Origin of the sequence: Capnocytophaga sp. oral taxon 332 str. F0381 (genome assembly GCF_000318275.2) — a bacterium.
Classification (GTDB): domain Bacteria; phylum Bacteroidota; class Bacteroidia; order Flavobacteriales; family Flavobacteriaceae; genus Capnocytophaga; species Capnocytophaga bilenii.
Window position 1 is genome coordinate 80190 of record NZ_KB291313.1, and the last position, 24241, is coordinate 104430.

Consider the following 24241-nt stretch of genomic DNA (forward strand, 5'->3'; position numbering starts at 1 on the left):
GGTTGAGCGAAGGATAAGCGAAGGATAAGCGAAAGATAAAAACCTGTGCGGCTCGCACCGAAAATTAATCGTTAATCATTAAAACATTAATAATTATTTTGTACCTTTGCGCCTACAATTCTAAATAGATAATCTTATGAGAAAAATTTTGTTTTCACTGGGAATCATAGCTTCATCAGCAAGCTGGGCACAAAATGCCTTTTTAACCAATGAATATTGGAAAGCCAACCCCTCACCACAACAAGTAGCCAAAGATATTAACGAAAAAAATAACCCTATAGCACTCAACGACCGTGCATTTGATGCTACCACTTTGGCAATAATGAACAATGCACCTCAAAAAACAATACAATATCTCATTGATATTGAAGGAAATGGAGTAGATAAACTCACTCACGACAAGCGCACCTATCTCTTTTGGGCTGCCTACCAAAACAATGTGCCCGTGATGAAATATTTACTTAGCAAAGGAGCAAAGGTAAACATCAAAGAATCACACCAACTTACGCCCTTACTTTTTGCAGCAGTAGGCGGGCAGTCAAACAAAGCTATTTACGACCTATTGCTGAAAAACGGAGCCTCTATAACCGATACCAATAACGAAGGAGCTTCGGCTTTGCTATTGTTGTTGCCAGACCTTACCGACCTTAAAGCCGCTAATTACTTTGTTAAAAAAGGGCTGAAGCTTGAGGCAGTAGATAACAACGGCAATAACGCCATTTATTACGCCGCTACTAAAGGCAATAAAAAAGTGATTGACGAGCTGATAAAAAAAGGTATTGATGTAAAAGCCGTAAATAAAAAAGGTGAAAACGCTTTCTTTGCCGCTGCTCGTGGTGCAAAACGTTTTACTAATAAAGTAGATTTTTATATCTATTTAGAGCAGTTAGGGCTCAACCCCAACCAAAAAAATGCTAATGGGCTCACACCTTTGTATGTAGTTGCAGGCAAAAACAGCGATGTGGCAGTAATCAATTACCTATTAGAGAAAGGGAATGACCCCAATCAAGTAAATGCTGAAAAAGGAGGCAGAACACCGCTGATGAATGCCGCAGCACTCAATAGTGCAGAAGTAGTAAAACTATTAGCCGAAAAATCACAGAATATCAATGCCGTGAATAGCGATGGTTATTCGGCACTTACGCTGGCAGTAGATAATAACAAGGCTGAGGTAATACGTTTGTTGTTAGATTTAAAAGCCGATGCTTCAGTAGTAGATAATGAAGGGAATACACTCTATCATCACGCAGTAAAAAGAGGCGATAAAAAAATATTAGAGCTTATAGCAGAACTTGGTTTGCCCATCAATGTAAAGAATAAAGAAGGAGTTACCCCTTTGCAAATTGCCGCAATGATAGCCGGAGATACTGATATCTTACAATTTTTGTTGAGTAAAGGTGCTGATAAGACAATTACAACCGATTTGGGCGAAACTGCCTATGACTTAGCAAAAGAAAATGAAAAATTACACGATAAAAATATAGATTTCTTAAAATAGTAAAAGTATGAAAAAAAGTTCTTTAATAATAGCCTTAGCAGTAGTAGTACTACTTGCAGTAGGCTTTGTAGCTCAGGTAGAAACTAAAAAATACAAGTGTTTAATTCAGCTCACCAATTATAAAGGCGAAGGGGCTTACATAGTAGCTTCGCTCATCAATCCCGAAGGAAAATACGAGCAAACATTACAAGTGATTGGCGATGACCCAGAGTGGTATAGTGAACTTCCCCAATGGTGGAAATTCTACGGCAAGCGCAAAACCATCGATGGAATTACAGGAGCTACCATTGGTGCAGGCGAACGTACAGTAAAAATAATTAGCTTAACAGACGATAAGTTCAACAAAGGCTATAAAATCCGTTTTGAAACAGCTGTAGAAGATGCCAATTATTATGCACAAGATGCCGAAATAGAACTTACTACAGCCAATCTAAACACAAAAGTAGAAGGAAAAGGCTATATTAGGTACGTGCGATTAGCTCAGTAAGACATATAAAAAACTAAATAATTATGAATATTGATTTTAAAGAGATTGTTTCAGCAACAATGGTATTGTTTGCGGTAATAGATATTTTAGGGAGTATTCCTTTGATTATTAATTTGCGAAAGAAGGCTGGTAGGATTGAATCGGAGAAAACTGCTATAGTAGCAGGGGTGTTGTTGATTGTGTTTTTATTTATAGGGAAGGAGTTGCTGAATCTTTTTGGTGTTACTGTCGAATCGTTTGCAGTAGCGGGTGCTTTTGTACTTTTCTTTCTTGCCTTAGAGATGATTTTGGGTATTACACTTTATAAAGATGTTACACCTGAATCGGCATCGATAGTGCCTTTGGCTTTTCCGGTGGTAGCAGGTGCAGGAGCTCTTACCACAGTGCTTTCACTCCGCGCCGAATATCACGTAGAGAATATCATCATTGCCATTCTCATTAATATTATTATTGTATACATAGGACTTAAATCGTCAGTGAAAATTGAAAAAATACTTGGAAAACAGGGCATTACCGTAATACATAAGTTTTTCGGAGTTATATTGTTGGCGATAGCAGTGAAGTTGTTTGCAACTAATATCAAAATAATGATTAATGGTTAAAAAAAATAATAATTACCCTAATAATATAACACAACAATCTAACGACTAACGACTAATAAAAATGAATAAAGAAGATAATTTCTTTCTATTAGCAGGACCTTGTGCTATTGAAGGAGAAGAAATGGCACTGAGGATTGCCGAACGAATTGTAAATATTACAGATAAGCTAAATATTCCCTACACTTTTAAAGGGAGTTTTAAAAAAGCCAATCGCAGCCGTATAGATTCATTTACAGGAATAGGCGATGAAAAAGCCCTGAAAATATTGCGAAAAGTAGGCGAAACCTTTTCTGTGCCTACAGTTACCGATATTCACGAGGTGAGCGATGCCTCTATGGCTGCCGAATATGTAGATATGTTGCAAATACCTGCTTTTTTAGTACGCCAAACCGATTTGGTAGTAGCTGCTGCCAAAACAGGAAAAATCGTGAATCTTAAGAAAGGACAATTTATGAGTCCCGAAAGTATGCAACACGCCGTACAGAAAGTTATAGATAGTGGTAATAAAAAAGCACTAATTACCGATAGAGGTACAATGTTTGGCTATCAAGATTTGATTGTAGATTTTAGAGGAATACCTACAATGCGCCATTTTGCACCAGTGGTGATGGATGTTACCCACTCATTGCAACAGCCCAACCAACAAACAGGCGTTACAGGGGGCAGACCTGATATGATAGAAACTATTGCACGAGCTGCGGTAGTAAATAATGTAGACGGATTGTTTATAGAAACGCATTTTGACCCCGCTACTGCCAAAAGTGATGGGGCTAATATGCTGCACTTAGACTTATTAGAGGGGCTACTTACCAGATTGGTGGCTATTCGTGAAACAATTAATAATTTTTAATGAACAATTATACCGAAGCGCTCTCAAATCCCATTTTTCAGCTTATTAGCAACGTAGCCGATGGGCTATCATTAGAAACTTATGTGATTGGGGGCTTTGTACGTGATTATTTACTTCAGAAAAAACTACCAAAAGATATTGATATAGTATCCGTAGGTAGTGGAATTTCCTTAGCCGAAAATGTAGCCAAGCGTTTGGCAGGAACGCCCAAAGTGTCGGTATTTAAGAACTTCGGAACAGCGATGATAAAAGCCGAAACGCTTGATATTGAATTTGTAGGCGCAAGACGTGAAAGTTACTCCCAACACTCGCGCAAGCCATATGTAGAATGTGGTACCCTACAAGACGACCAAAATAGACGCGATTTTACAATCAATGCAATGGCTTTTTCTTTAAATAAAGCTAACTATGGAGCTCTTATAGACCCTTTTAACGGGCTTCTGGACTTGCAGAATAAAATTATTCGCACCCCCTTAGACCCTGTGATTACTTATTCTGATGACCCGCTACGAATGATGCGTGCTATTAGGTTTGCCACTCAGCTCAATTTTACTATTGAGGAGCATTCACTACAAGCTATAACAGAACAAAAAGACCGACTGAAAATTATTTCTCAAGAACGTATTGTAGACGAACTGAATAAGATTCTTGCTTCACCTAAACCCTCTATAGGCTTCAAACTCTTATACCAAACAGGACTACTACATTATATATTACCAGAACTGATTGCGCTACAAGGAGTAGAGGAGCAGGACGGACAAAGGCATAAGGATAACTTTTGGCATACGCTGGAGGTAGTAGATAATATTGCAGAACATACCGATAATTTGTGGCTGCGTTGGGCAGCTCTTCTGCACGATATAGGCAAAGCACCTACAAAACGTTTTGACAAAAAAGTAGGTTGGACGTTTCACGGGCATGAGTTTTTGGGTAGTAAAATGGTGTATCATCTTTTTAAACGTTTGCGTATGCCCCTAAACGACAAGATGAAATATGTGCAAAAGATGGTGAAGATGAGTTCGCGCCCCATCATTATAGCTGAAGATATCGTTACTGATTCGGCAGTACGCCGCTTAGTATTTGATGCAGGGGAAGAGTTTGAAGACCTGATGACCCTCTGTGAAGCTGATATTACTACTAAAAACCCTAAAAAATACCAACGTTATCACGAAAACTTCCAATTGGTACGACAAAAAGTAGTAGAAGTAGAAGAAAAAGACCATATTCGCAACTTTCAGCCTCCTATTAGTGGAGAAGAAATTATGGAGCTATTTGGGTTGCCCCCTTCACGCCCTATAGGGGTACTGAAAGAAGCAATAAAAGAAGCGATATTAGAAGGAAAAATACCCAATGAATATGAAGCTGCCAAAACCTTTATGCTGGAGAAAGCAAAGAAGATGGGACTTTCAGCTAAATAATAACTGACAAAATGTCAGTGTTATTTATTGAACTACGGAGCTTGTTATCTTATGAAAATAAGGAACAAGCTCTTTTTTTTGAGAATCTTATTTTATAGAATGCTGCCAAAATGGCATATTTTAAAGATTGGTATAGAAGTTGTCTTTAGGTTATACGAAAATGTTTAACACTAAAAATAGAAAATAATATGAACTTCAATACATTTACTATCAAAGCGCAAGAAGCGGTACAAACCGCTCAGCAAATTGCCCAACAATACGGGCATCAGGAATTGCAATGCGAGCACTTCTTTAAAGCTATAGAGCAAGTAGACGAAAACGTATTGCCTTTCCTCTTTAAAAAACTGAACATCAATCGCGAACAGCTCAGCAAAAACTTAGAAGCTGCCTTACAGTCTTTTCCAAAGGTATCGGGGGGTAGTATGGGGCTTTCACGCGAAGCCAACACAATGCTCAACGAAGCGGTTAACATCGCTAAAAAGTGGAATGACGAATACGTATCGTTAGAGCACTTGCTTTTGGCTATCTTCAAAAGTAATAGCAAGATAGCGCAAGCCCTCAAAGACCAAGGGGTAAACGAAAAAGAAATAGAAAAAGCCATTCAAGAGTTGCGCAAAGGCGAACGAGTAACCTCTGCATCAGCTGAAGATACTTACAACTCGCTCAACAAATACGCTAAAAACCTCAATCAGCTGGCAGATAGTGGCAAGCTCGACCCTGTAATTGGTCGTGATGAGGAAATACGCCGCGTGCTACAAATCCTTTCGCGTAGAACTAAAAACAACCCTATGCTGGTGGGTGAACCAGGGGTGGGTAAAACCGCTATTGCTGAAGGTTTGGCACACCGTATCGTAAAAGGCGATGTACCTGAGAACCTTAAAGATAAGGTAATTTACTCGCTTGATATGGGTGCCCTTATCGCAGGAGCTAAATACAAAGGTGAATTTGAAGAACGACTCAAATCGGTAGTGAAGGAAGTTACAACTTCTGATGGTAGCATTATCTTGTTTATTGACGAAATCCACACCCTTGTAGGGGCTGGTGGAGGCGAAGGTGCTATGGACGCTGCCAATATCTTAAAACCTGCATTGGCTCGTGGTGAGCTACGCGCTATCGGGGCTACTACCCTTGATGAGTATCAAAAATACTTTGAAAAAGACAAGGCTCTTGAACGCCGTTTCCAGAAGGTAATGGTAGAAGAGCCAGATACTGAGAGTGCTATTTCAATTCTTCGTGGTATCAAAGAAAAATACGAAACTCACCACAAGGTGCGTATCAAAGATGAGGCTATTATTGCAGCAGTAGAACTTTCTGAACGTTATATCACCAATCGTTTTTTGCCCGATAAAGCTATCGACCTAATGGACGAAGCAGCGGCTAAATTGCGTATGGAAATCAACTCTAAACCTGAAGAGTTAGATGTGCTCGACCGCAAGATAATGCAGCTTGAAATAGAGATTGAGGCTATTAAGCGCGAAAATGATGAGGTTAAGCTGAAAACACTTCACGAAGAGTTAGCAAACCTTAAGGAAGAACGCAACGCTATCTATGCTAAATGGCAAGGCGAAAAGAGTGTGATAGACGAGGTACAAGCTACCAAAGAGGCTATTGAGCAATACAAACTGGAAGCAAGCAAAGCTGAACGTGAAGGTGATTATGGTAAAGTGGCTGAATTGCGCTACGGCAAAATAAAAGAAGCTGAAGCCAAATTGGCTACCTTACAAGAGAATTTAGACAACAAGAATGAAGGCAATACCTTAGTAAAAGAAGAGGTAACAGCTGAAGATATAGCTGAGGTAGTAGCTAAATGGACAGGCATACCGGTATCAAAAATGCTACAAGGCGAACGTGAGAAGTTATTGAAACTTGAAAGCGAATTGCACAAACGCGTAGTAGGACAAGAAGAAGCTATAGAAGCGGTATCGGATGCCATACGCCGTAGCCGTGCAGGCTTGCAAGACCCTCGTCGCCCTATAGGTTCATTCCTTTTCTTAGGTACTACAGGGGTAGGTAAAACTGAGCTTGCCAAAGCGTTGGCTGAATACCTCTTTGACGATGAAAACGCAATGACGCGTATTGATATGAGTGAGTACCAAGAGAAACACGCAGTGAGCCGATTGGTAGGTGCGCCTCCAGGATATGTAGGTTATGACGAAGGCGGTCAGCTAACTGAAGCCGTACGCCGCCGTCCTTATTCTGTTATCCTATTAGACGAGATTGAGAAGGCACACCCCGATACTTTCAATATTCTCTTGCAGGTATTAGACGAAGGACGCTTAACCGACAACAAAGGTCGTACTGCCGACTTCAAAAATACCATTATCATTATGACCTCTAATATGGGTAGTCATCTTATTCAGGAGGCATTTGAAAAATACGCTAATGATACAGAGCGTGCTATAGAAACCTCTAAAAACGAAGTGTTACAACTGCTTAAACAGACGGTACGCCCTGAGTTTTTGAACCGTATAGACGATATCATAATGTTTACACCGCTCAACGCTAACAATATCCGTAGTATTGTACGTTTGCAACTCGATGCGGTTATCAAGATGGTAGCCAAAGAAGGTATTACAATACAAGCTACCGATGAAGCCGTAGATTATTTGGCACAAAAAGGCTTTGACCCTCAGTTTGGTGCTCGTCCTGTGAAACGTATCATTCAGAAGGAAGTGCTTAATCGTCTTTCTAAAGAAATACTTGGTGGTAGTGTTCACAAAGATAGCGTTATAAAACTATTAGTGGCAGACGGTAAGCTGGTGTTTGAAAATTAGAAGTAGTAGAAATTATATTTGCTACTATACTAATAATTCACTATATTTGCAGCTTGATAACGATAATAGATAACCAAAGATGCCGCTAAACTATTTAGACCCTATTGAAGCTGGGCTTGCTTTAGAAGATTACAAGCCGCAACAAATAGGCTTCCAGATAAATAAACACTTGTATTCTACAGGATTGCCCAGCCTTAAAGAGGTGAAAATTGCTCTTTTCTGTATAGAAACACCAGAACAATCGTTTGAGGATTTCCGCAAGCAGCTTTACGCTCTTTTTTTGGGGAATTGGAATATGGAAATTGCTGATTTGGGGAACCTGAAAATAAGTGATTTTGACGAGGAGGCTTATAAAAAGATACAAGAAATCTCGGCAGAACTTATTAAGCAAGGAGTTATACCGCTGGTAATTGGTGGGGTACAAGAACTTACCTATGCAATGTATCGTGCCTTTGATAGCCTTGAGCAAATGGTGAATATGGTGAGTGTAGATGCCAAATTTGACTTTGGTAATAATGAGGAGCTTTTTATAGAGGATTCGTATATGAGCAAACTCATCTCAGAACCTCCTGTTAATCTGCTCGATTTTACTAATATAGGTTATCAATCATATTACGTAGCCCAAGAAGAGTTGGATTTGCTTGAAAAGATGTGTTTTGAGGCACACCGTTTGGGTAATATTACTGGCGATTTACGCATCATAGAACCTGCGATGCGCGATGCCGACATTGTGAGTATTGATATGACTTCGGTGCAGGCAAGAGACATTGGTTCTATAGGGTATGTAAATGGGTTTAATAGTAGAGAGATATGTACGATTACACGTTATGCTGGCATTAGTAGCAATGTGCAAATTGCAGGTATATTTAATATTCCATCTACTAATTTGGCTTATCAGTTATTAGCCCAAATGGTATGGTACTTTTATGAGGGATTTAATTTCCGCATCAAGGAATTGCCTGTAATTACTGATGAGAATTACACAAAATATATAGTTCCTATAGATGATATACAAATAGAGTTCTTTAGGAGTACACAAACGGAACGCTGGTGGATGAAACCTGGTGGTGATAAGTATTCTTCGCCACAAAATCACGTTCCTTCGGGGCTTATACCTTGCTTGCATCAGGATTATGAAGAAGCAACAAAGGGTATTATTCCTGAACGCTGGTGGCGCTCTTACCGCAAATCGATTTAATGTGATTGTTTACAAATAAACGATGAGCCAATCTGCAAATTGGCTCATCGTTTTTTTAGTTGGTAAGTTTTTCTGTTAATTCAAACCAACGTTCTGTTTTTTCTTCAATAAACATTAGGGTTTCTTGTAAGGCTACAGACTGGCTTTGTATCTCATCGGGGGTGAGATTGCCAGCAGCAAAAGCGGCTTCGATAGCTGCTTTTTTTTCTTCTAAGGTGGCAATCTCTTTTTCTAACCGATTGTATTCTTTCTGTTCGCTGAAAGAAAGCCCTTTCATTCCGTCTTTACGCCACGTATTTTTGGTTGTTTCTTTTTTAGGGGTTTCGTCTGCGGGCGGGGTGCTTTCTTCATACACGCGGTAATCGGTGTAGTTGCCAGGGAAATCTTCTACTTCGCCCTTGCCTTTGAATACAAAAAGGTGATCGACTATTTTATCCATAAAATAGCGGTCGTGCGATACGACTACTAAGCAACCTGGGTAATCTAATAAAAAATCTTCTAGTACGTTTAGCGTAACGATGTCGAGGTCGTTGGTGGGCTCGTCTAAGATTAAAAAATTGGGGTTTTGGATAAGTACCGTGCATAGGTAAAGCCGCTTGAGTTCGCCCCCGCTGAGTTTTTCGACATAATCGTATTGTTTTTTGCGGTCGAATAGGAAGCGTTCTAACAATTGTGCTGCTGAAAGGGTACGTCCTTTGAGCAAAGGGATGTAGTCGCCGTATTTTTGTATTACTTCTATTACTTTTTGTCCTTGTATTACTTCTATACCTTCTTGGGTGTAATAGCCGAATTTGATGGTATCACCTACGATTATTTTACCACTATCGGGGGGGACTGCTCCTGTAAGTAGATTGAGGAAGGTAGATTTACCAGTGCCGTTTTTGCCAATAATACCTACGCGCTCGCCTCGCAGGAAGTTGTAGCTGAATTTGTTGAGCACCTGTAGCTGCCCGAAAGCTTTGCTTACGTTGTGAAACTCAACAGTTTTGCTTCCTAAGCGTTCCATATTGATTTCGAGTTGTACGGAGTGTTCTTTTCGGCGTTTGTGAGCTTGTTCTTTAATTTTGTAAAAATCGTCTATACGAGATTTTGATTTGGTGGTGCGTGCTTTGGGCTGGCGGCGCATCCAGTCTAGTTCTTTGGTGTATAGATTCTTAGCTTTTTCAACTGAGGCTTGTTCTTGGGTGAGGCGTTGTTCTTTTTTTTCTAAGAAATAGGAATAGTTGCCTTTATAACTAAAGAGTTCTCCGCCATCTAACTCTAAAATTTCGTTGCAGACACGTTCTAAGAAATAGCGGTCGTGGGTAACGATAAAGAGGGTAAGGTTTTCTTTGGCAAAATATTGTTCGAGCCACTCAATCATTTCAAGGTCGAGGTGGTTGGTGGGCTCATCTAAAATAAGGAGGTCGGGTTTGCTGATGAGAACGTTGGCTAAGGCGAGGCGTTTTTTTTGTCCGCCAGAAAGGTTTTTGACTTTTAGCTGTAAATTATCTAACTTTAGCTTGAAAAGGATTTGTTTGTATTGAGTTTCGAAGTCCCACGCATTGTGTAATTCCATTTGTTCGAAGGCTTTTTGGTAGGCATCTTCGTTTTCGGGATGTTGCAAAGCGTGCTCGTAGGTTTGTATCAGGCGTAAAATAGGGTTATCAGTAGCGAAAATGGTTTCTTCTACGGTTAGTTCTTCATCAAAATAAGGATTTTGAGATAGGAAACCGATGTGTATTCCTTTTCGGAATACCACTTGTCCGCTATCGGGGAGGTCTTTACCTGCCATAATATTTAGGAGCGTTGTTTTTCCTGTTCCGTTTTTGGCGATGAAGGCGATTTTTTGGTCTTTGTTGATACCAAAAGAAATGTTTTGTAGGATAATGCGTTCGCCGAAGGCTTTGGATATGTTTTCTACTGATAGTAAGTTCATTATAAATTTGATAGTAAGTAATTTGGTGCAAAGGTAGTAAATAATTATGATTTTTTTGTACCTTTGTAGTTGTAAAGTTTGGTATTGCTGACTTTCCTTCGGTACGAGCCGTACAGGCTTTTATTCTTCGTCACATACTCAGCTGCGCCAGCTCGCTGACTTTCCTTCGCTCATCCTTCGCTCATCCTTCGCTTAACCTTCGGTGAGTAATGTGGGAGTGGAAGTTAATAATAGCGAATGCACAGAGCTAGGTAGGTGGAGGTAATTATGGAAGAAAGTAAACGAGCGTAACTGACTAATTATAAAAAAATAAAATATGGTTTATACATTAGAAGAAATAGATAAAGTAGCCGCAGAGGTGATTAGGCTGCTTAAGCATAAAGTAGTGATTTTTAGGGGTGCTATGGGGTTTGGAAAAACGACTCTTATCAAGGCATTGGTGCGGGCTTTGGGAAGTAATGACAATGTGAGTAGCCCGACTTTTAGCCTTGTAAATCAGTATGAAATACCTGAGGGTTGTATTTATCACTTTGATTTTTACCGTCTTAAGAATGAAGAAGAGGCTTTTGATATTGGTTTTGAGGAGTATCTTTATTCGGGGGACTGGTGTTTTATAGAATGGGCTGAACGGGTGGCAAAGTATTTGCCTGATGCTTATACTATTGTGGAAATTACAGCTATTGATAAACAAACGCGGAAGTTGAACGTTATTAATTATTCGGCATAATGAAGGCTTATTACAGAAAACACGTATTGGAATTTAAGCGTCCTTCGGGGACTTCACGTGGAGTGCTTACTACAAAAGAGACTTATTTTTTGATTGTTGAGGATGGAGGCAAAAGAGGAATAGGAGAATGTGGTATTTTGCGTAGCTTGAGCGTGGACGATGTGCCTGATTACGAAGCGCAATTGCAATGGGTGTGTACCCATATTGATTTGGGCGAAACGGCATTGCTGAGTGCACTTAGGGCTTTTCCATCAATACAATTTGGTGTGGAACAGGCTTTTAGAGGGCTTCGTGCGCTGCGGTGGTATGAGTTATTTCCTTCGGATTTTACGATGGGTAGGGCTTCTATAGGTATCAATGGGCTTATTTGGATGGGGACGCCTGAGTATATGAAAGCGCAGATAAAGGATAAGATTTCGCAGGGTTTTGGGTGTATTAAGATGAAAATAGGTGCCATAGACTTTGAGGAGGAGTATTTGATACTAAAGGCTTTACGGCGTGAATTTTCGGTAGAGGATATAGAAATAAGGGTGGATGCTAATGGTGCTTTTGCTCCTGAGGCAGCTGTGGATGTGTTGGCACGTTTGGCAGAATTGGGATTGCACTCTATAGAACAGCCCATTAGGGCAGGGCAGTGGGCGGCAATGGCGCGCCTTTGTGAGACTTCGCCTTTGCCTATTGCTCTTGATGAGGAGCTGATAGGAGTTTTTGATTTAGAACAAAAAAAGCGGCTTATAGAGGAAATAAAGCCGCAACATATTATCTTAAAGCCTTCGCTGATAGGAGGTTATAGGGCAAGTGAAGAGTGGATTTCGCTTGCTGAGGCTCATAAGGTGGGTTGGTGGGTAACCAGTGCGCTTGAGAGTAATATTGGGCTGAATGCTATTGCACAATGGACTTATACTTTGGGGAATACAATGCCTCAGGGATTGGGTACGGGGAGCTTGTACACTAATAATATAGCGTTTCCGTTGGCAGTAGAGGGAGGTTTATTGAGTGTTAATTTTTCTGAGCCCGTAACATTTCCCTTTTCATAGGAGGTCCTGGGAGTCGTTCTACGGTGAATCCTGCGGCTACCAAGGCGCGGCGCACGCTACCTTTAGCGGCATAGGTAACTAATATACCGTTGTTTTTCAGGGCGTTGTACATTTTTTTGAAGATATCTTCGTTCCATAGTTCGGGTTGTACTTGTGCTCCGAAGGCATCGAAATAGATGAGGTTGAAAGTGGGGGTGTCGTTAATTTGTTGGAAGTGTTGGAGTCGCTTTTTGAAGCTAAAGGTGGGGGATAATTGTATTGTTTCGTTCCAGCTACAGCTGTGCATTTGCTGGAAGGTAGATGAAAGAGAGTTGTCGATGAGTTGTGGGTAGTTCATTTGTGAGGCTTCTTGCCAAGTGAGGGGATAGGCTTCTACGGTTTCGTAATGAATGGTTTGCCCTAAAGAAGTGTGCTGAGCGAAGGTAACAAGGGCATTGAGTCCTGTTCCGAAGCCTATTTCGAGTATGGAGATGGGTTGTTTTGGGAATAGATAGAGCCCATTTTTGATAAAAACGTGCATAGTTTCTTGTAGAGCGCCGTGTACGGAGTGGTAGGTTTCGTTGAGTTGTGGGTTATAGAGGCTTGTAGAGCCATCGGAGGTTTGAATAAGAGTGTGTGTCATTATAATTATTAACCCTTTAATAGTTAGCTGATTGTAAAAGATGTTAAAAAGTTTTTTGTATTTTAGGGCACAAAGTTAGGAAATAATTTGTATCTTTGACGAAAATTTAGAGCAACAATGAAGACAATGATTGTGATATTGGGGCACTATAACGATAAATAAAGATATTAAAAAAACTAAAACAATATGGATTTAAAGATTGAAAAGATTAAGGAAAGTCGTATAAAAGAGGTAGACTTTTCAAAGTTAAGTTTTGGTAAAACGTTTTCTGACCATATGTTCATATGTGAATATAAGGATGGGAGTTGGCAAAATCCTACTATAAAGCCTTATGGAGCTCTTACGTTAGACCCATCGACTAGTGTATTTCATTACGGTCAGGCGGTATTCGAGGGGATGAAAGCGTATAAAGATGATAAAGGACAAGTGTTTTTGTTTCGTCCGCAGGAGAATTATAAGCGTATAAATAAATCTTGTGAGCGCTTGGCGATGCCTGCTTTTCCTGAAGAATGGTTTGACGAGGCACTTCGCACGCTTGTAGCTCTTGATAGTGAGTGGGTGCGTCCGGGCTTTGGCAATGCGCTTTATTTGCGTCCGTTTATGATAGCAACTACACCAGGTGTGCAAGCTGCGCCAGCGAAAGACTACTTATTTATAATAATAACAAGCCCTGTACAGGCGTATTATACAGGTGATATAAAGGTGAAGATTGCTGATTACTACAGCCGTGCAGCGAATGGAGGTTTTGGTTTTGCAAAGGCAGCGGGTAACTATGCAGGTCAGTTTTATCCTACCCGTGAGGCTGCTAATGAGGGTTATCAGCAGGTGATGTGGACTGATGATGCTACGCACGAGTATTTGGAAGAGGCAGGAACAATGAACTTGTGGTTCCGTTTTGGGGATACATTGGTAACTTGCCCTACAAGTGAACGTATTTTGGACGGTGTTACCCGAAAGAGTGTTATAGCTGTAGCTGAAAAATTGGGTATAAAAGTGGAAGTACGCCCTGTAAAGGTAAGTGAGCTCATAGCTGCTGCTGAAAGTGGGGAATTTAAAGAAGCTTTTGGTTGTGGAACGGCGGCAGTGATTAGTCCTATATCGGGATTTGGATATAAAGGTAAGGATTATAGTGTGAATCGCCCAACAGAATTGTATGCAGATAAAATAAAAGAAACGATACTTAACATTCAGTATAACAGGGGAGAAGACCCATTTGGCTGGCGTGTGCAAGTGAAATGATGAAAAAAAAATGAAAAAAAGTTGCTAAAAAATTTGCAGGTTTCAAAAAAGGTTGTACCTTTGCACCCGTAAAACATAAAGCACTTGGCCTCGTGGCGCAACTGAATAGCGCATCTGATTACGGCTCAGAAGGTTACAGGTTTGAATCCTGTCGAGGTCACAGAAAGGTAACGCACTTACACATAAGGCGTTACCTTTTGTTTTTTTATAAAGATCTTATTTGTAATTATCTTAAAACGGCAAGGTAAGGAACTTTTCTTAGTTGAAGTTATTTTTTTGCATTATTTTTATAGAAGCTGATTTTGGAGGTGTGTAAGCTCTGAAGTATTGTTTATAGTTAAATATTTGAAAAATAAATAAAATATGAATATTGAACAGCCTATTGAAGCACAAGGATATAAGGTGTATTTTAATACTGAAGGTTATGTATTTATAAATCGTTACTTGGAGGAGGTGTGTCCGTCAAAGATTTTTATACTTTCGGATACGCATACACACGAATGTTGTGTGCCTACTTTCTTGCCGCAACTCGCTACAGATATTCCTATAGAAATAATTGAAATAGAGGCTGGTGAACCTCATAAAAACTTAGAAACTTGCTACCAAGTGTGGCAGGTGCTTGCAGAATTGGGGGCTGATAGAAAGAGTTTGCTGATAAATATAGGAGGTGGTGTGGTAACGGATTTGGGGGGCTTTGTGGCTTCAACTTATATGCGCGGTATTGCGTTTATCAATGTTCCTACAAGTTTGCTGGCTATGGTAGATGCTTCGGTAGGGGGCAAAACAGGGGTAGACTTGGGAACGCTTAAAAACTTGGTGGGGGTGATTAATAATCCTAAGGGAGTGGTTATTGCTACTGAGTTTTTGGCAACCCTTCCTGCAGATGAGCTTCGCAGTGGTATGGCTGAAATGTTTAAACACGGGCTTATAGCATCGGAAAATTACTGGCAACGGATGTGTGATTTGAAATCTTTGACACTGAGTGATTTGGATGGTCTTATTTACGAATCGGTGGTGATAAAAAACGAGGTGGTAATGGAAGATCCTACAGAGAAGGGGGTGCGCAAGATACTGAACTACGGTCATACATTGGGACACGCTATAGAGTCATATTGTCTTGATAACACTCATAGGCGTAGGTTATTACACGGTGAGGCAATAGCGATAGGGATGGTGCTGGCGAGCTTTTTGTCGGTGAAGCGATTGGGATTTTCGCAGGAGCAGTGTGATGCAATAAAGCGTGTATTGGGTGAATATTTTAGCAAGGAGGTTTTTACTGCGGAGGAAATTGCTGCTATTTGTGATTTGATGCGATTTGACAAGAAAAATTCGCACGGAAAGGTGCAATTTGTGCTCTTGGAGCGTGTTGGGACTCCTAAAATAGACTGTGAGGTATCTTTAGATGAGATAGTAGAGGCTTTTGCATATTACGCTAATTAGTGGGTAATGTGGTTTATTTTTTTACACTTATAATTTGTTGTAAATCAAATGTATAGTGTAATAAAAGAAAATAATTATATTTTTTTGTTTTGTTAATTGGAAAAAAAATTGTAATATTGCCGAAATTTTTAAAGGGTGAAGTGTGCTTTAAAAGAAATATGTTTCACACTTTCCGCTGAAAAACAATCCTTTTGAAAATAAGATAGCACACTGTTTTTTGGCAGGAAATACAAATTTTACATCAGCAAATGGCTGAAAACACACAAACACAAGAGGAGTTCTTAGCGAACTTTGATTGGAACAAATACCAAGAAGGTATTGACAGTATTCAAGAAGACCAATTGAAAAATTTTGAAGAATTGGTTAAAAACAACTTTGTTGATACGCAAGACAATGAAGTAGTAGAGGGTGTTGTAACTCGTATTACTGACAGGGAAGCGATTATTGACATTAATGCGAAATCAGAAGGTGTAATATCACTAAATGAGTTTCGTTACAATCCGAACTTAAAGGTAGGGGATAAGGTAGAGGTGCTTATTGACGTTCGTGAAGATCGCAACGGACAATTGGTGCTTTCACACCGCAAAGCACGTACGCTTAAGGCTTGGGATCGTATCAACCTTGCATTTGAAAATGGTGAGATTGTAAATGGATTTGTGAAGAGCCGTACCAAAGGTGGTATGATAGTAGATGTATTTGGCATCGAAGCATTCTTGCCTGGTTCACAAATAGATGTGAAGCCTATCCGCGACTACGAACAATTTGTAAATAAAACAATGGAGTTCAAGATTGTGAAAGTAAATCACGAATTTAAAAACGTGGTGGTTTCACACAAAGCACTTATTGAGGCTGACATTGAAGAACAGAAGAAAGAGATTATCAGTCAGCTTGAAAAAGGGCAAGTACTTGAGGGTGTTGTTAAGAACATCACTTCATATGGGGTATTCGTTGACCTTGGTGGCGTAGATGGATTGATACATATTACAGACCTTTCTTGGGCACGTATCAGCCACCCATCAGAAGTGGTTGCTGTAGACCAAAAGCTAAATGTGGTAATCCTTGATTTTGATGATAACAAATCACGTATTCAATTGGGCTTGAAACAGCTTAGCCGTCATCCTTGGGATGCGCTTGCTGATGACCTAAAAGTGGGTGATAAAGTGAAAGGTAAAGTAGTGGTTATTGCTGACTACGGTGCTTTTGTAGAAATTGCTGATGGTGTGGAAGGATTGATACACGTTTCGGAAATGTCGTGGAGTACTCACTTGCGTTCAGCACAAGATTTTGTGAAATTGGGTGACGAAGTGGAAGCTGTAGTATTGACTCTTGATCGCAATGAGCGCAAGATGTCATTGGGTATTAAACAACTTACTCCTGACCCTTGGATTAACATCACAGAGAAATATCCTGTAGGTTCTAAACACACTGGTACAGTACGTAATTTTACTAACTTTGGTGTGTTTGTAGAATTGGAAGAGGGTATTGATGGTCTAATTCACATCACCGACCTTTCTTGGACTAAGAAGGTGAAACAACCTTCAGAAATAGTGAATACAGGTGATAAGATAGAGGTAATAGTACTTGAGCTTGATGCTGAAGGACACAAATTATCATTGGGGCATAAACAAACAATGCCTAACCCTTGGGACAAGTACGAAAGTGAATTTGCAGTAGGTACTATTCACACAGGTACTATCTCGAAAATAGTAGACAAAGGAGCGACTGTACCTTTTAACGAAGATATCTTGGCTTTTGTTCCTACTCGTCATTTAGAAAAAGAAGACGGTAAGAAATTAGGCAAAGGAGATACAGCTGAGTTTAAGGTAATAGAGTTCAATAAAGAATTCAAACGTGTAGTAGTATCTCACACAGCTGTTTTCAGAGAAGAAGAAGAGAAAATAGCTAAAGAAGCTGCTAACGTTGTAAGCTCACAAGTTGAAAAATCAACTTTGGGTGATATTGAAGCGCTTCAAGAATTGAAAGACAAGATGGAAAAAGAGAAGTAATTTAGTTTTTTTCATAATTTTTTGTTTTAATGAAGGAAAGTCGTTGCTGGGAAGTGACGACTTTTTTTAGTGCAAGCTATTTAATATAATAGCTTGCACTAACTTCTGTATCAAAACTTACTTTTTGAGCTTTTTTACTGGCTTTTATCAGGCATTTATTGTTGTGATAAAGGGCTTTGCCCGCAGGGAGTAATAGATGACATTTAGCACCTTGCAATGAGGTAATAGTGGCTTGCTGTAGCTGGTGTTTTTTCCAAGAGAAAGAAACTTGAAAACCGTTGCGTGCTTTCATTCCGCTAATAGTTCCATTTTCCCAATCGGGGTGGTGTGGGAGTGCAGGTAAAAAACGGATGGTGTTATCAGTACCATGACTTTGCAAAAGCATTTCGGCTATACCTGCAGCTCCACCAAGATTGCCATCTATTTGAAAAGGTGGATGAGCACAAAATAAATTGGGGTAGGAACCCCCTGCTTCTCCATTGAGCATTTGAGGTGAAACGGGTTTTAGGAGTTGGTGCAATAGTAATAATGCTTGTTTTCCGTTTTGCAAACGTGCCCAAAAGTTGATTTTCCAAGCACTTGACCACCCTGTACCTTCATTTCCTCTTATTTTGAGTGTTTTTTTGGCTGCTTTGGCTAGCTTAGGAGTGTCCCAAGGGGTAATTTCATCGTAAGGATAAAGCCCGTAGAGATGTGATACGTGCCTATGTGTAGGCTCGGCATCTTGCCAATCATCTAACCATTCATTCAAATCACCTTTTTTTCCTATACGATTGGGAGGGGTATTTTCAACAATTTTTTTCCATTCTGTTATCTTTTCGTCATCAACTTTTAGAATGGTTGCAGCCTTAATAGTATTATTAAGCAACTCACGTACTATTTGCATATCCATAGTAGGTGCTATACAGGTATGTGCAGCTACTTTTTTGCCACTATCAATAGGAAATAAATAAGCATTTTCAGGTGAATTGGATGGTGCAGTTACCCAATAATCTGTGGTAGGGTCTTTGATGAGAAAACTTTGGAAGAAAGCTGTAGCTTCTTTCATCACTGGGTAGTAGTTTTTTAAGAAATCGAGGTCGTGGGTAAATAGATAGTGTTGCCATATATGCTGACATAACCAAGCACCACCTGTGAGGGTAGACCCCCATACGGCAGACTCACCAGGAGAGGTGAAAAACCAAGGATTGGATATTACGTGCGCTACCCAACCTTCAGCCTTGTAATAGGACTTGGCTGTTTTTCGTCCGTTGGGCATCAAGTTTTTAGTAAAGCGATGCAAAGGCTCTGTAAGGTTTGATAAATTACTAATTTCAGCTAGCCAATAGTTCATTTGCAAATTAATATTCAGGTGATAATCGCCATTCCAAGGGGTTTGGTATTCTTCAGCCCACAATCCTTGTAAGTTTGCTGGTAAAAGTCCTTCACGAGAAGAGCAAATTAACAAATAACGTCCGAAATTGTAATACAAAATAGGTAGTAAGGCATCTTTTTTGCCTTTACTGAAGTTTTCTAATCGTTGGAGCGTACTAAGTGATTGTGTATCGGCATTGGCTTTGGCATACCAACGATTGCGGTTGAAGAGCTCTTGATAAGCACTTTTGCTTTTGGTTAAAGCACTTTCAAAATCACTATTTGCTGTTTGTAGATAAGCTTTAGTGGTCTCTAAAGGCGATACAGCTGTCAGTCCGCTATTAGTATAGTTGTAGTTGGTGCTCATACTTACTTTTAATAGGAGTTCGCGAGCGTTTTGTACTGTTATAGCAGCCTCGTCTTTCTGCATATTGCCATCACTTTCGAGGGCTACAATACCAGCAAAATGCATTCCCTGCTGCTCTTTATTAGGAAGAACTCCCGTCAAGATGATACGGTCAGGAAGGTAGCTTACTATTGCGTTTTCTTTGCGGGTAAGGCTGACAGCTACCTCAAAAGGCTTTTGAGCACTGATTTTTACCCATATAATATCGTTTTTAAAGTCTGCAAAAGCCGTTTGGGTAATTGTATTGCCATTGCGCTGATAGGTAGTAACAGCTGTTGCCTCGTCTAAGCGCAAAATGCGGCTATAGTTTTGCACAGGCGAAGTATCTTTCCACTTGATAAGCAAATCGCCAAAGATTTGGTAACAACCATAGCTACAATTAGCTCCATTACCTCGGCAAGAGCCTTCTCCTTTAGCAATAAAATGTTGCTGCAGCAGAGCCTCTGCTTCTATGTTTTTGCGTTCTAATAACAATTGTTGTATATGAGGAAGATACTCATAGGCTTGCGGCTCATCAGATTCTTGAGCTCCGCCCGACCATAGTGAAATCTCATTGAGCACAATGCGGTCGGTAGAGGTGCCTCCATATAGCATAGCTCCTATTCGTCCGTTGCCTATTGGTGCACTTTCAGTAAAATGAGTTGCAGGGTTATGAAATACTACCGATACATCTTGAGGTTGTGCTATTATTGCAGCACAATACAAACCTAATAATGATAATAAATACAGTTTCATAATATGAAGTTGTTTTAATTAACTTAATTTTCCTATAAAAGCCTTGCAAATATAGTAATTATTTTTATAATATACAAAAACACCCCCATTGCTGAGGGTGTTTTTATGATATGCCTGCAGAGGCGCTTCGCTATTTTACTTCTTCAAAGTCTACGTCTTGGACGTTGTCGCCGCTTTGTTGCTGTTGTCCAGCGTTAGGTTGTTCTGTGGCGCCGCCTTGTTGCGCTTTGTAGAGGTCTTCTGAGGCTTGTTGCCAAGCTGTATTAATCTTGCTTAAAGCAGGTTCTATTGCGCTCAAGTCTTTGCTTTCAAAAGCTTTTTTAAGTTCACTTAAAGCACTTTCTATAGCACCTTTTTTATCAGCTGGTATTTTATCGCCAAACTCTTTCAATTGTTTTTCAGTTTGGAATATCATAGCATCAGCTTCGTTTAGCTTATCTGCTTTTTCCTTCGCTTTTTTGTCAGCTTCGGCATTTGCTTCGGCATCGCGTTTCATCTTTTCAATGTCTTCTTTAGAAAGTCCTGAAGAAGCTTCTATACGGATGTTGTGCGATTTGCCTGTGCCCTTATCGGTAGCTGATACGTTGATGATACCGTTGGCATCAATGTCGAAGGTAACCTCAATTTGTGGCACTCCACGTGGTGCTGGTGGAATATTATCTAAGTGGAAACGACCTATTGTTTTGTTGTCGTTTGCCATTGGGCGTTCTCCTTGTAGCACGTGTATTTCCACACTTGGCTGGTTGTCAGTTGCTGTTGAGAATACTTGTGACTTTTTAGTAGGGATAGTAGTGTTGGCATCTATCAGTTTGGTCATTACACCCCCCATAGTTTCAATACCCAATGATAGCGGAGTAACGTCTAATAGCAACACATCTTTCACATCGCCTGTAAGTACGCCCCCTTGTATAGCAGCTCCTATGGCTACAACCTCATCGGGGTTTACACTTTTGTTAGGTTTTTTGTTAAAGAATTTTTCTACTGCTTCTTGCACTGCAGGAATACGTGTAGAACCACCTACTAAGATAACTTCGTCTATATCACTGACACTCAAACCAGCGTTTTGCAATGCTTTGCGGCAAGGCTCGATAGTACGTTTTACTAAGTCATCTATCAGCTGTTCAAATTTAGCACGAGAGAGCTTGCGTACTAAGTGTTTCGGACCTGAAGCCGTAGCTGTAATATAAGGCAAATTGATTTCAGTTTCTGTTGATGAAGAAAGTTCAATTTTTGCCTTTTCAGCAGCTTCTTTAAGGCGTTGTAGTGCCATAGGGTCTTTGCGAAGGTCAATATTTTCTTCAGCTTGGAACTCTTCAGCTAGCCAGTTGATGATTTTTTCATCAACATCATCACCACCAAGGTGAGTATCACCATCGGTAGATAGCACTTCAAATACGCCATCGCCGAGCTCTAAGATAGAAACATCGTGTGTACCTCCACCAAAGTCAAATACTGCGATTTTATGGTCGTTATGGTTTTTGTCGAGCCCGTAAGCCAAAGCAGCTGCGGTAGGTTCGTTGATGATACGTTCTACTTTCAATCCTGCGATTTCACCCGCTTCTTTAGTAGCTTGGCGTTGCGCATCGTTGAAGTATGCAGGTACTGTAATCACTGCGCGGGTTACGGGTTGCCCTAAGAAGTCTTCGGCTGTTTTCTTCATTTTTTGAAGTATCATAGCTGAAATTTCTTGTGGTGTATAAAGACGACCATCTACATCTACGCGAGGAGTATCGTTATCGCCTCTTACAACTTTGTAAGGCACACGAGCAATTTCTTTTTCTACTTCTGAAAATTTGTTACCCATAAAACGTTTTATTGAATAAATAGTTTTATGAGGATTGGTAACGGCTTGTCGTTTAGCAGCGTCACCTACTTTCATTTCACCACCTTCTACAAAAGCTACTACTGATGGGGTAGTACGTTTGCCTTCAGCATTTGTAATTACTACGGGGTCTTTACCTTCCATTACAGAAACACACGAGTTGGTGGTTCCTAAGTCTATACCTATAATCTTACTCATATTAAATAATTTCTTTTTTTGTTCAACATTCTCTTGTAAGCCTTACGCTTACGACATACTAATAAACAATGATTGTGCCAAACGTATTTTGCTGTCAAATTGTCAGTTTTTATTTCTGATAAAATTATTTTTATAGTGAGGTGACACTGCCATTTCCTTATCTGATAAGGGCTCATAGGCTGACAGATGTCCGATTTTGCATATTCACCTTCAAGTGAAAAATGTCCGATTTTGCATATATTTTGGCAAAAAACGCAAGCTCTTATTCGCAAAACCGCACTACCTTTGCTGTGAAATAAAAGGATAATTATCCTTCGCTCATCCTTCGCTCATCGTTCGCTGGAGGATAAGTGACTGACACCTGAAAAACTATTAACATTTAAATTGTTATTATTATGAAAAAAGTATCATTTAAACACGTTGCACATAGGCTTATTCCTTTGTGGTTTGAACATTCGCAAATTTTCAAATTTTCAAATTGGCTAATTTTCTTGCTAATTTTCATAGGTTGCTCTAAAAGCAATAATGACGAACCTGAGGCACCTGCTACCGTACAGACGCCTGAACACCTTACCGACTGGTCTACCAAGCCTAAGATAGATGTGGCTCAGCCTTATATGGCGTTTGCTACGGGTAATGTTTCGGCTACTACTCTTAGTCTTACGGCAGTGGGCAGCACCACTACCGCTACCGATGTGTGGGTAGATACTAACAACAATGGCGTTTTTGACGAAGGGATAGACAAACGCATTACTGATTTTATGAAGCCTATCACCTTTACTGCTACCAAAGGACTCTTTACTGTGTATGGAAAGGTAAAAGAACTTAACGCTACTGGCAACGCCCTTACCGCTGCCGATGTGCGCAAGAATGAGGCATTAACAAAGCTGAATATTGCCGACAATTGGCTTGAAGAAAAAGCCTTGTTAGACCTTGTAAAATCATTGCCTACCGCTACGGGTACTACTGAAGTGGTATTGCACAGGGCTGAAGGCGATGGTAATGCCGTAACCGATGCCGTGCTAATAGCTGCCAAACAGCGCGGTTGGCAAACTTTGAAAATAAAAGACAATAAAGAAACACCCGACCTTCCTGCCGATACTAAGGCTCCTAAAGCAGGTGCTATTACTGAGGCTACTGCTACTGCCTTTAACACCCTTAACCTAAAATGGACAGCGGCTACCGATGATAAAACCGCTACTGGAAAATTGCGCTACCAAGTGTTGTACAACGTAAAAGGCAGCAGCGAAGTAAAAACTTCCGAAGTAAAAGAAAATATGCTTGCCCTTACCCTTACAGGGCTTACCGAAAAAACTACCTACGTGGTAAAGGTAAAAGTGATGGACGAAGCAGGCAACACAGCCGAGTACCAAGCTAAGGAGGTTACCACCCCAGCAGCTCCCGAAGCTGCCGATAAGGAGGCTCCTAAGGCAGGTGCTATTAGCAAGGCTACCGCTACTTTTAACACCCTTAACCTAAAATGGACAGCAGCTACCGACAATAAAACCGTTGCCGGAAAATTGCGCTACCAAGTGTTGTACAACGTAAAAGGCAGCAGCGAAGTAAAAACTTCCGAAGTAAAAGAAAATATGCTTGCCCTTACCCTTACAGGGCTTACCGAAAAAACTACCTATATTGTAAAGGTAAAAGTAATGGACGAAGCGGGTAACGCTACCGACTACGAAGCTAAAGAGGTAACTACCGCTGCAATTCCTGCTGTACCCCCTACCCCTAGCACTATTAAACATATAGAAAAACTAACTTATGACAAGGTTAAGATTACTTGGTTCTTGGCTCAGGACAAAGAAACTCCTTCGGCAGAACTCCGCTACCAAGTGTTTTGGAAGGTAGAAGGTACAACGGATGAGAAAAGCAGCCCCTGTCATATCCTGAAATAGGTTTACACTAAAA

At 40.3% G+C, this 24241-nt stretch carries 17 protein-coding genes and 1 tRNA gene; 14 read left to right on the plus strand and 4 right to left on the minus strand.

The window, feature by feature from the left end:
- Positions 1-136: 136 nt before the first annotated feature.
- From HMPREF9075_RS06895 to HMPREF9075_RS06925, 7 genes are all read left to right on the plus strand, one after another.
- Positions 137-1498: an ankyrin repeat domain-containing protein gene (locus tag HMPREF9075_RS06895; RefSeq protein ID WP_009415788.1), complete on the plus strand. Its 1362-nt coding sequence runs from the start codon at positions 137-139 to the stop codon at positions 1496-1498.
- A gap of 7 nt (positions 1499-1505) precedes the next feature.
- Complete coding sequence (locus HMPREF9075_RS06900) at positions 1506-1985, plus strand: DUF2271 domain-containing protein (RefSeq protein ID WP_009415789.1); 480 nt, start codon at positions 1506-1508, stop codon at positions 1983-1985.
- 23 nt (positions 1986-2008) lie between these two features.
- Entirely contained in the window at positions 2009-2587 is a 579-nt protein-coding gene (locus tag HMPREF9075_RS06905; protein WP_009415790.1) for a MarC family protein, read from the plus strand.
- A 61-nt stretch (positions 2588-2648) separates the two neighbouring features.
- Complete coding sequence (gene kdsA / locus HMPREF9075_RS06910; RefSeq protein WP_009415791.1) at positions 2649-3437, plus strand: 3-deoxy-8-phosphooctulonate synthase; 789 nt, start codon at positions 2649-2651, stop codon at positions 3435-3437.
- Positions 3437-4855, plus strand: coding sequence for a CCA tRNA nucleotidyltransferase (locus tag HMPREF9075_RS06915; RefSeq protein WP_009415792.1), 1419 nt, complete (start codon positions 3437-3439; stop codon positions 4853-4855). Before kdsA ends, HMPREF9075_RS06915 begins: the two co-directional genes overlap by 1 nt.
- 188 nt (positions 4856-5043) lie before the next feature.
- Entirely contained in the window at positions 5044-7629 is a 2586-nt protein-coding gene (gene clpB / locus HMPREF9075_RS06920; RefSeq protein ID WP_009415793.1) for an ATP-dependent chaperone ClpB, read from the plus strand.
- Positions 7630-7708: 79 nt separating this feature from the next.
- Positions 7709-8827 carry a formimidoylglutamase gene (locus tag HMPREF9075_RS06925; RefSeq protein WP_009415794.1) on the plus strand — a complete coding sequence of 373 codons (1119 nt, stop codon included), beginning with the start codon at positions 7709-7711 and terminating at the stop codon, positions 8825-8827.
- 55 nt (positions 8828-8882) lie between these two features.
- On the opposite strand, the gene HMPREF9075_RS06930 is transcribed toward HMPREF9075_RS06925, so the two are convergent.
- Positions 8883-10745 (minus strand): ABC-F family ATP-binding cassette domain-containing protein, encoded by a 1863-nt coding sequence (locus tag HMPREF9075_RS06930; RefSeq protein ID WP_009415795.1) that lies wholly within the window; start codon positions 10743-10745, stop codon positions 8883-8885.
- A gap of 316 nt (positions 10746-11061) precedes the next feature.
- On the opposite strand from HMPREF9075_RS06930, the gene tsaE reads away from it, so the two are divergent.
- Together tsaE and HMPREF9075_RS06940 are read left to right on the plus strand one after the other, a co-directional pair.
- Complete coding sequence (gene tsaE, locus HMPREF9075_RS06935) at positions 11062-11472, plus strand: tRNA (adenosine(37)-N6)-threonylcarbamoyltransferase complex ATPase subunit type 1 TsaE (protein WP_009415796.1); 411 nt, start codon at positions 11062-11064, stop codon at positions 11470-11472.
- A complete protein-coding gene (locus HMPREF9075_RS06940; RefSeq protein ID WP_009415797.1) occupies positions 11472-12509 on the plus strand; it encodes an o-succinylbenzoate synthase in 1038 nt (345 codons plus the stop codon). Before tsaE ends, HMPREF9075_RS06940 begins: the two co-directional genes overlap by 1 nt.
- On the opposite strand, the gene mnmD is transcribed toward HMPREF9075_RS06940, so the two are convergent.
- On the minus strand, positions 12472-13131 hold the full coding sequence (mnmD, locus tag HMPREF9075_RS06945; RefSeq protein ID WP_009415798.1) for a tRNA (5-methylaminomethyl-2-thiouridine)(34)-methyltransferase MnmD: 660 nt from the start codon (positions 13129-13131) through the stop codon (positions 12472-12474). The genes HMPREF9075_RS06940 and mnmD overlap by 38 nt on opposite strands.
- A 186-nt stretch (positions 13132-13317) precedes the next feature.
- On the opposite strand from mnmD, the gene HMPREF9075_RS06950 reads away from it, so the two are divergent.
- The 4 genes from HMPREF9075_RS06950 to rpsA all read left to right on the plus strand — a co-directional run bounded on the left by HMPREF9075_RS06950 (position 13318) and on the right by rpsA (position 17816).
- Positions 13318-14370: a branched-chain amino acid aminotransferase gene (locus HMPREF9075_RS06950; RefSeq protein ID WP_009415799.1), complete on the plus strand. Its 1053-nt coding sequence runs from the start codon at positions 13318-13320 to the stop codon at positions 14368-14370.
- A gap of 86 nt (positions 14371-14456) precedes the next feature.
- Positions 14457-14530 (plus strand) — tRNA-Arg (locus HMPREF9075_RS06955).
- A gap of 203 nt (positions 14531-14733) precedes the next feature.
- Positions 14734-15810: a 3-dehydroquinate synthase gene (gene aroB, locus HMPREF9075_RS06960; RefSeq protein WP_009415801.1), complete on the plus strand. Its 1077-nt coding sequence runs from the start codon at positions 14734-14736 to the stop codon at positions 15808-15810.
- Between the two features lie 248 nt (positions 15811-16058).
- Positions 16059-17816, plus strand: coding sequence for a 30S ribosomal protein S1 (gene rpsA, locus HMPREF9075_RS06965; RefSeq protein WP_009415802.1), 1758 nt, complete (start codon positions 16059-16061; stop codon positions 17814-17816).
- Between the two features lie 76 nt (positions 17817-17892).
- Here the strand turns inward: rpsA and HMPREF9075_RS06970 are convergent, their stop codons facing one another.
- Complete coding sequence (locus HMPREF9075_RS06970; protein WP_009415803.1) at positions 17893-20310, minus strand: glycoside hydrolase N-terminal domain-containing protein; 2418 nt, start codon at positions 20308-20310, stop codon at positions 17893-17895.
- A 130-nt stretch (positions 20311-20440) separates the two neighbouring features.
- Positions 20441-22330 (minus strand): molecular chaperone DnaK, encoded by a 1890-nt coding sequence (dnaK, locus tag HMPREF9075_RS06975; RefSeq protein WP_009415804.1) that lies wholly within the window; start codon positions 22328-22330, stop codon positions 20441-20443.
- Positions 22331-22725: 395 nt separating this feature from the next.
- Between dnaK and HMPREF9075_RS12605 the strand changes: the two genes are divergently transcribed.
- The gene (locus HMPREF9075_RS12605; RefSeq protein ID WP_009415805.1) at positions 22726-24228 is read left to right on the plus strand and encodes a fibronectin type III domain-containing protein; all 1503 of its coding nucleotides are present in this window, start codon (positions 22726-22728) and stop codon (positions 24226-24228) included.
- Positions 24229-24241: the final 13 nt, after the last annotated feature.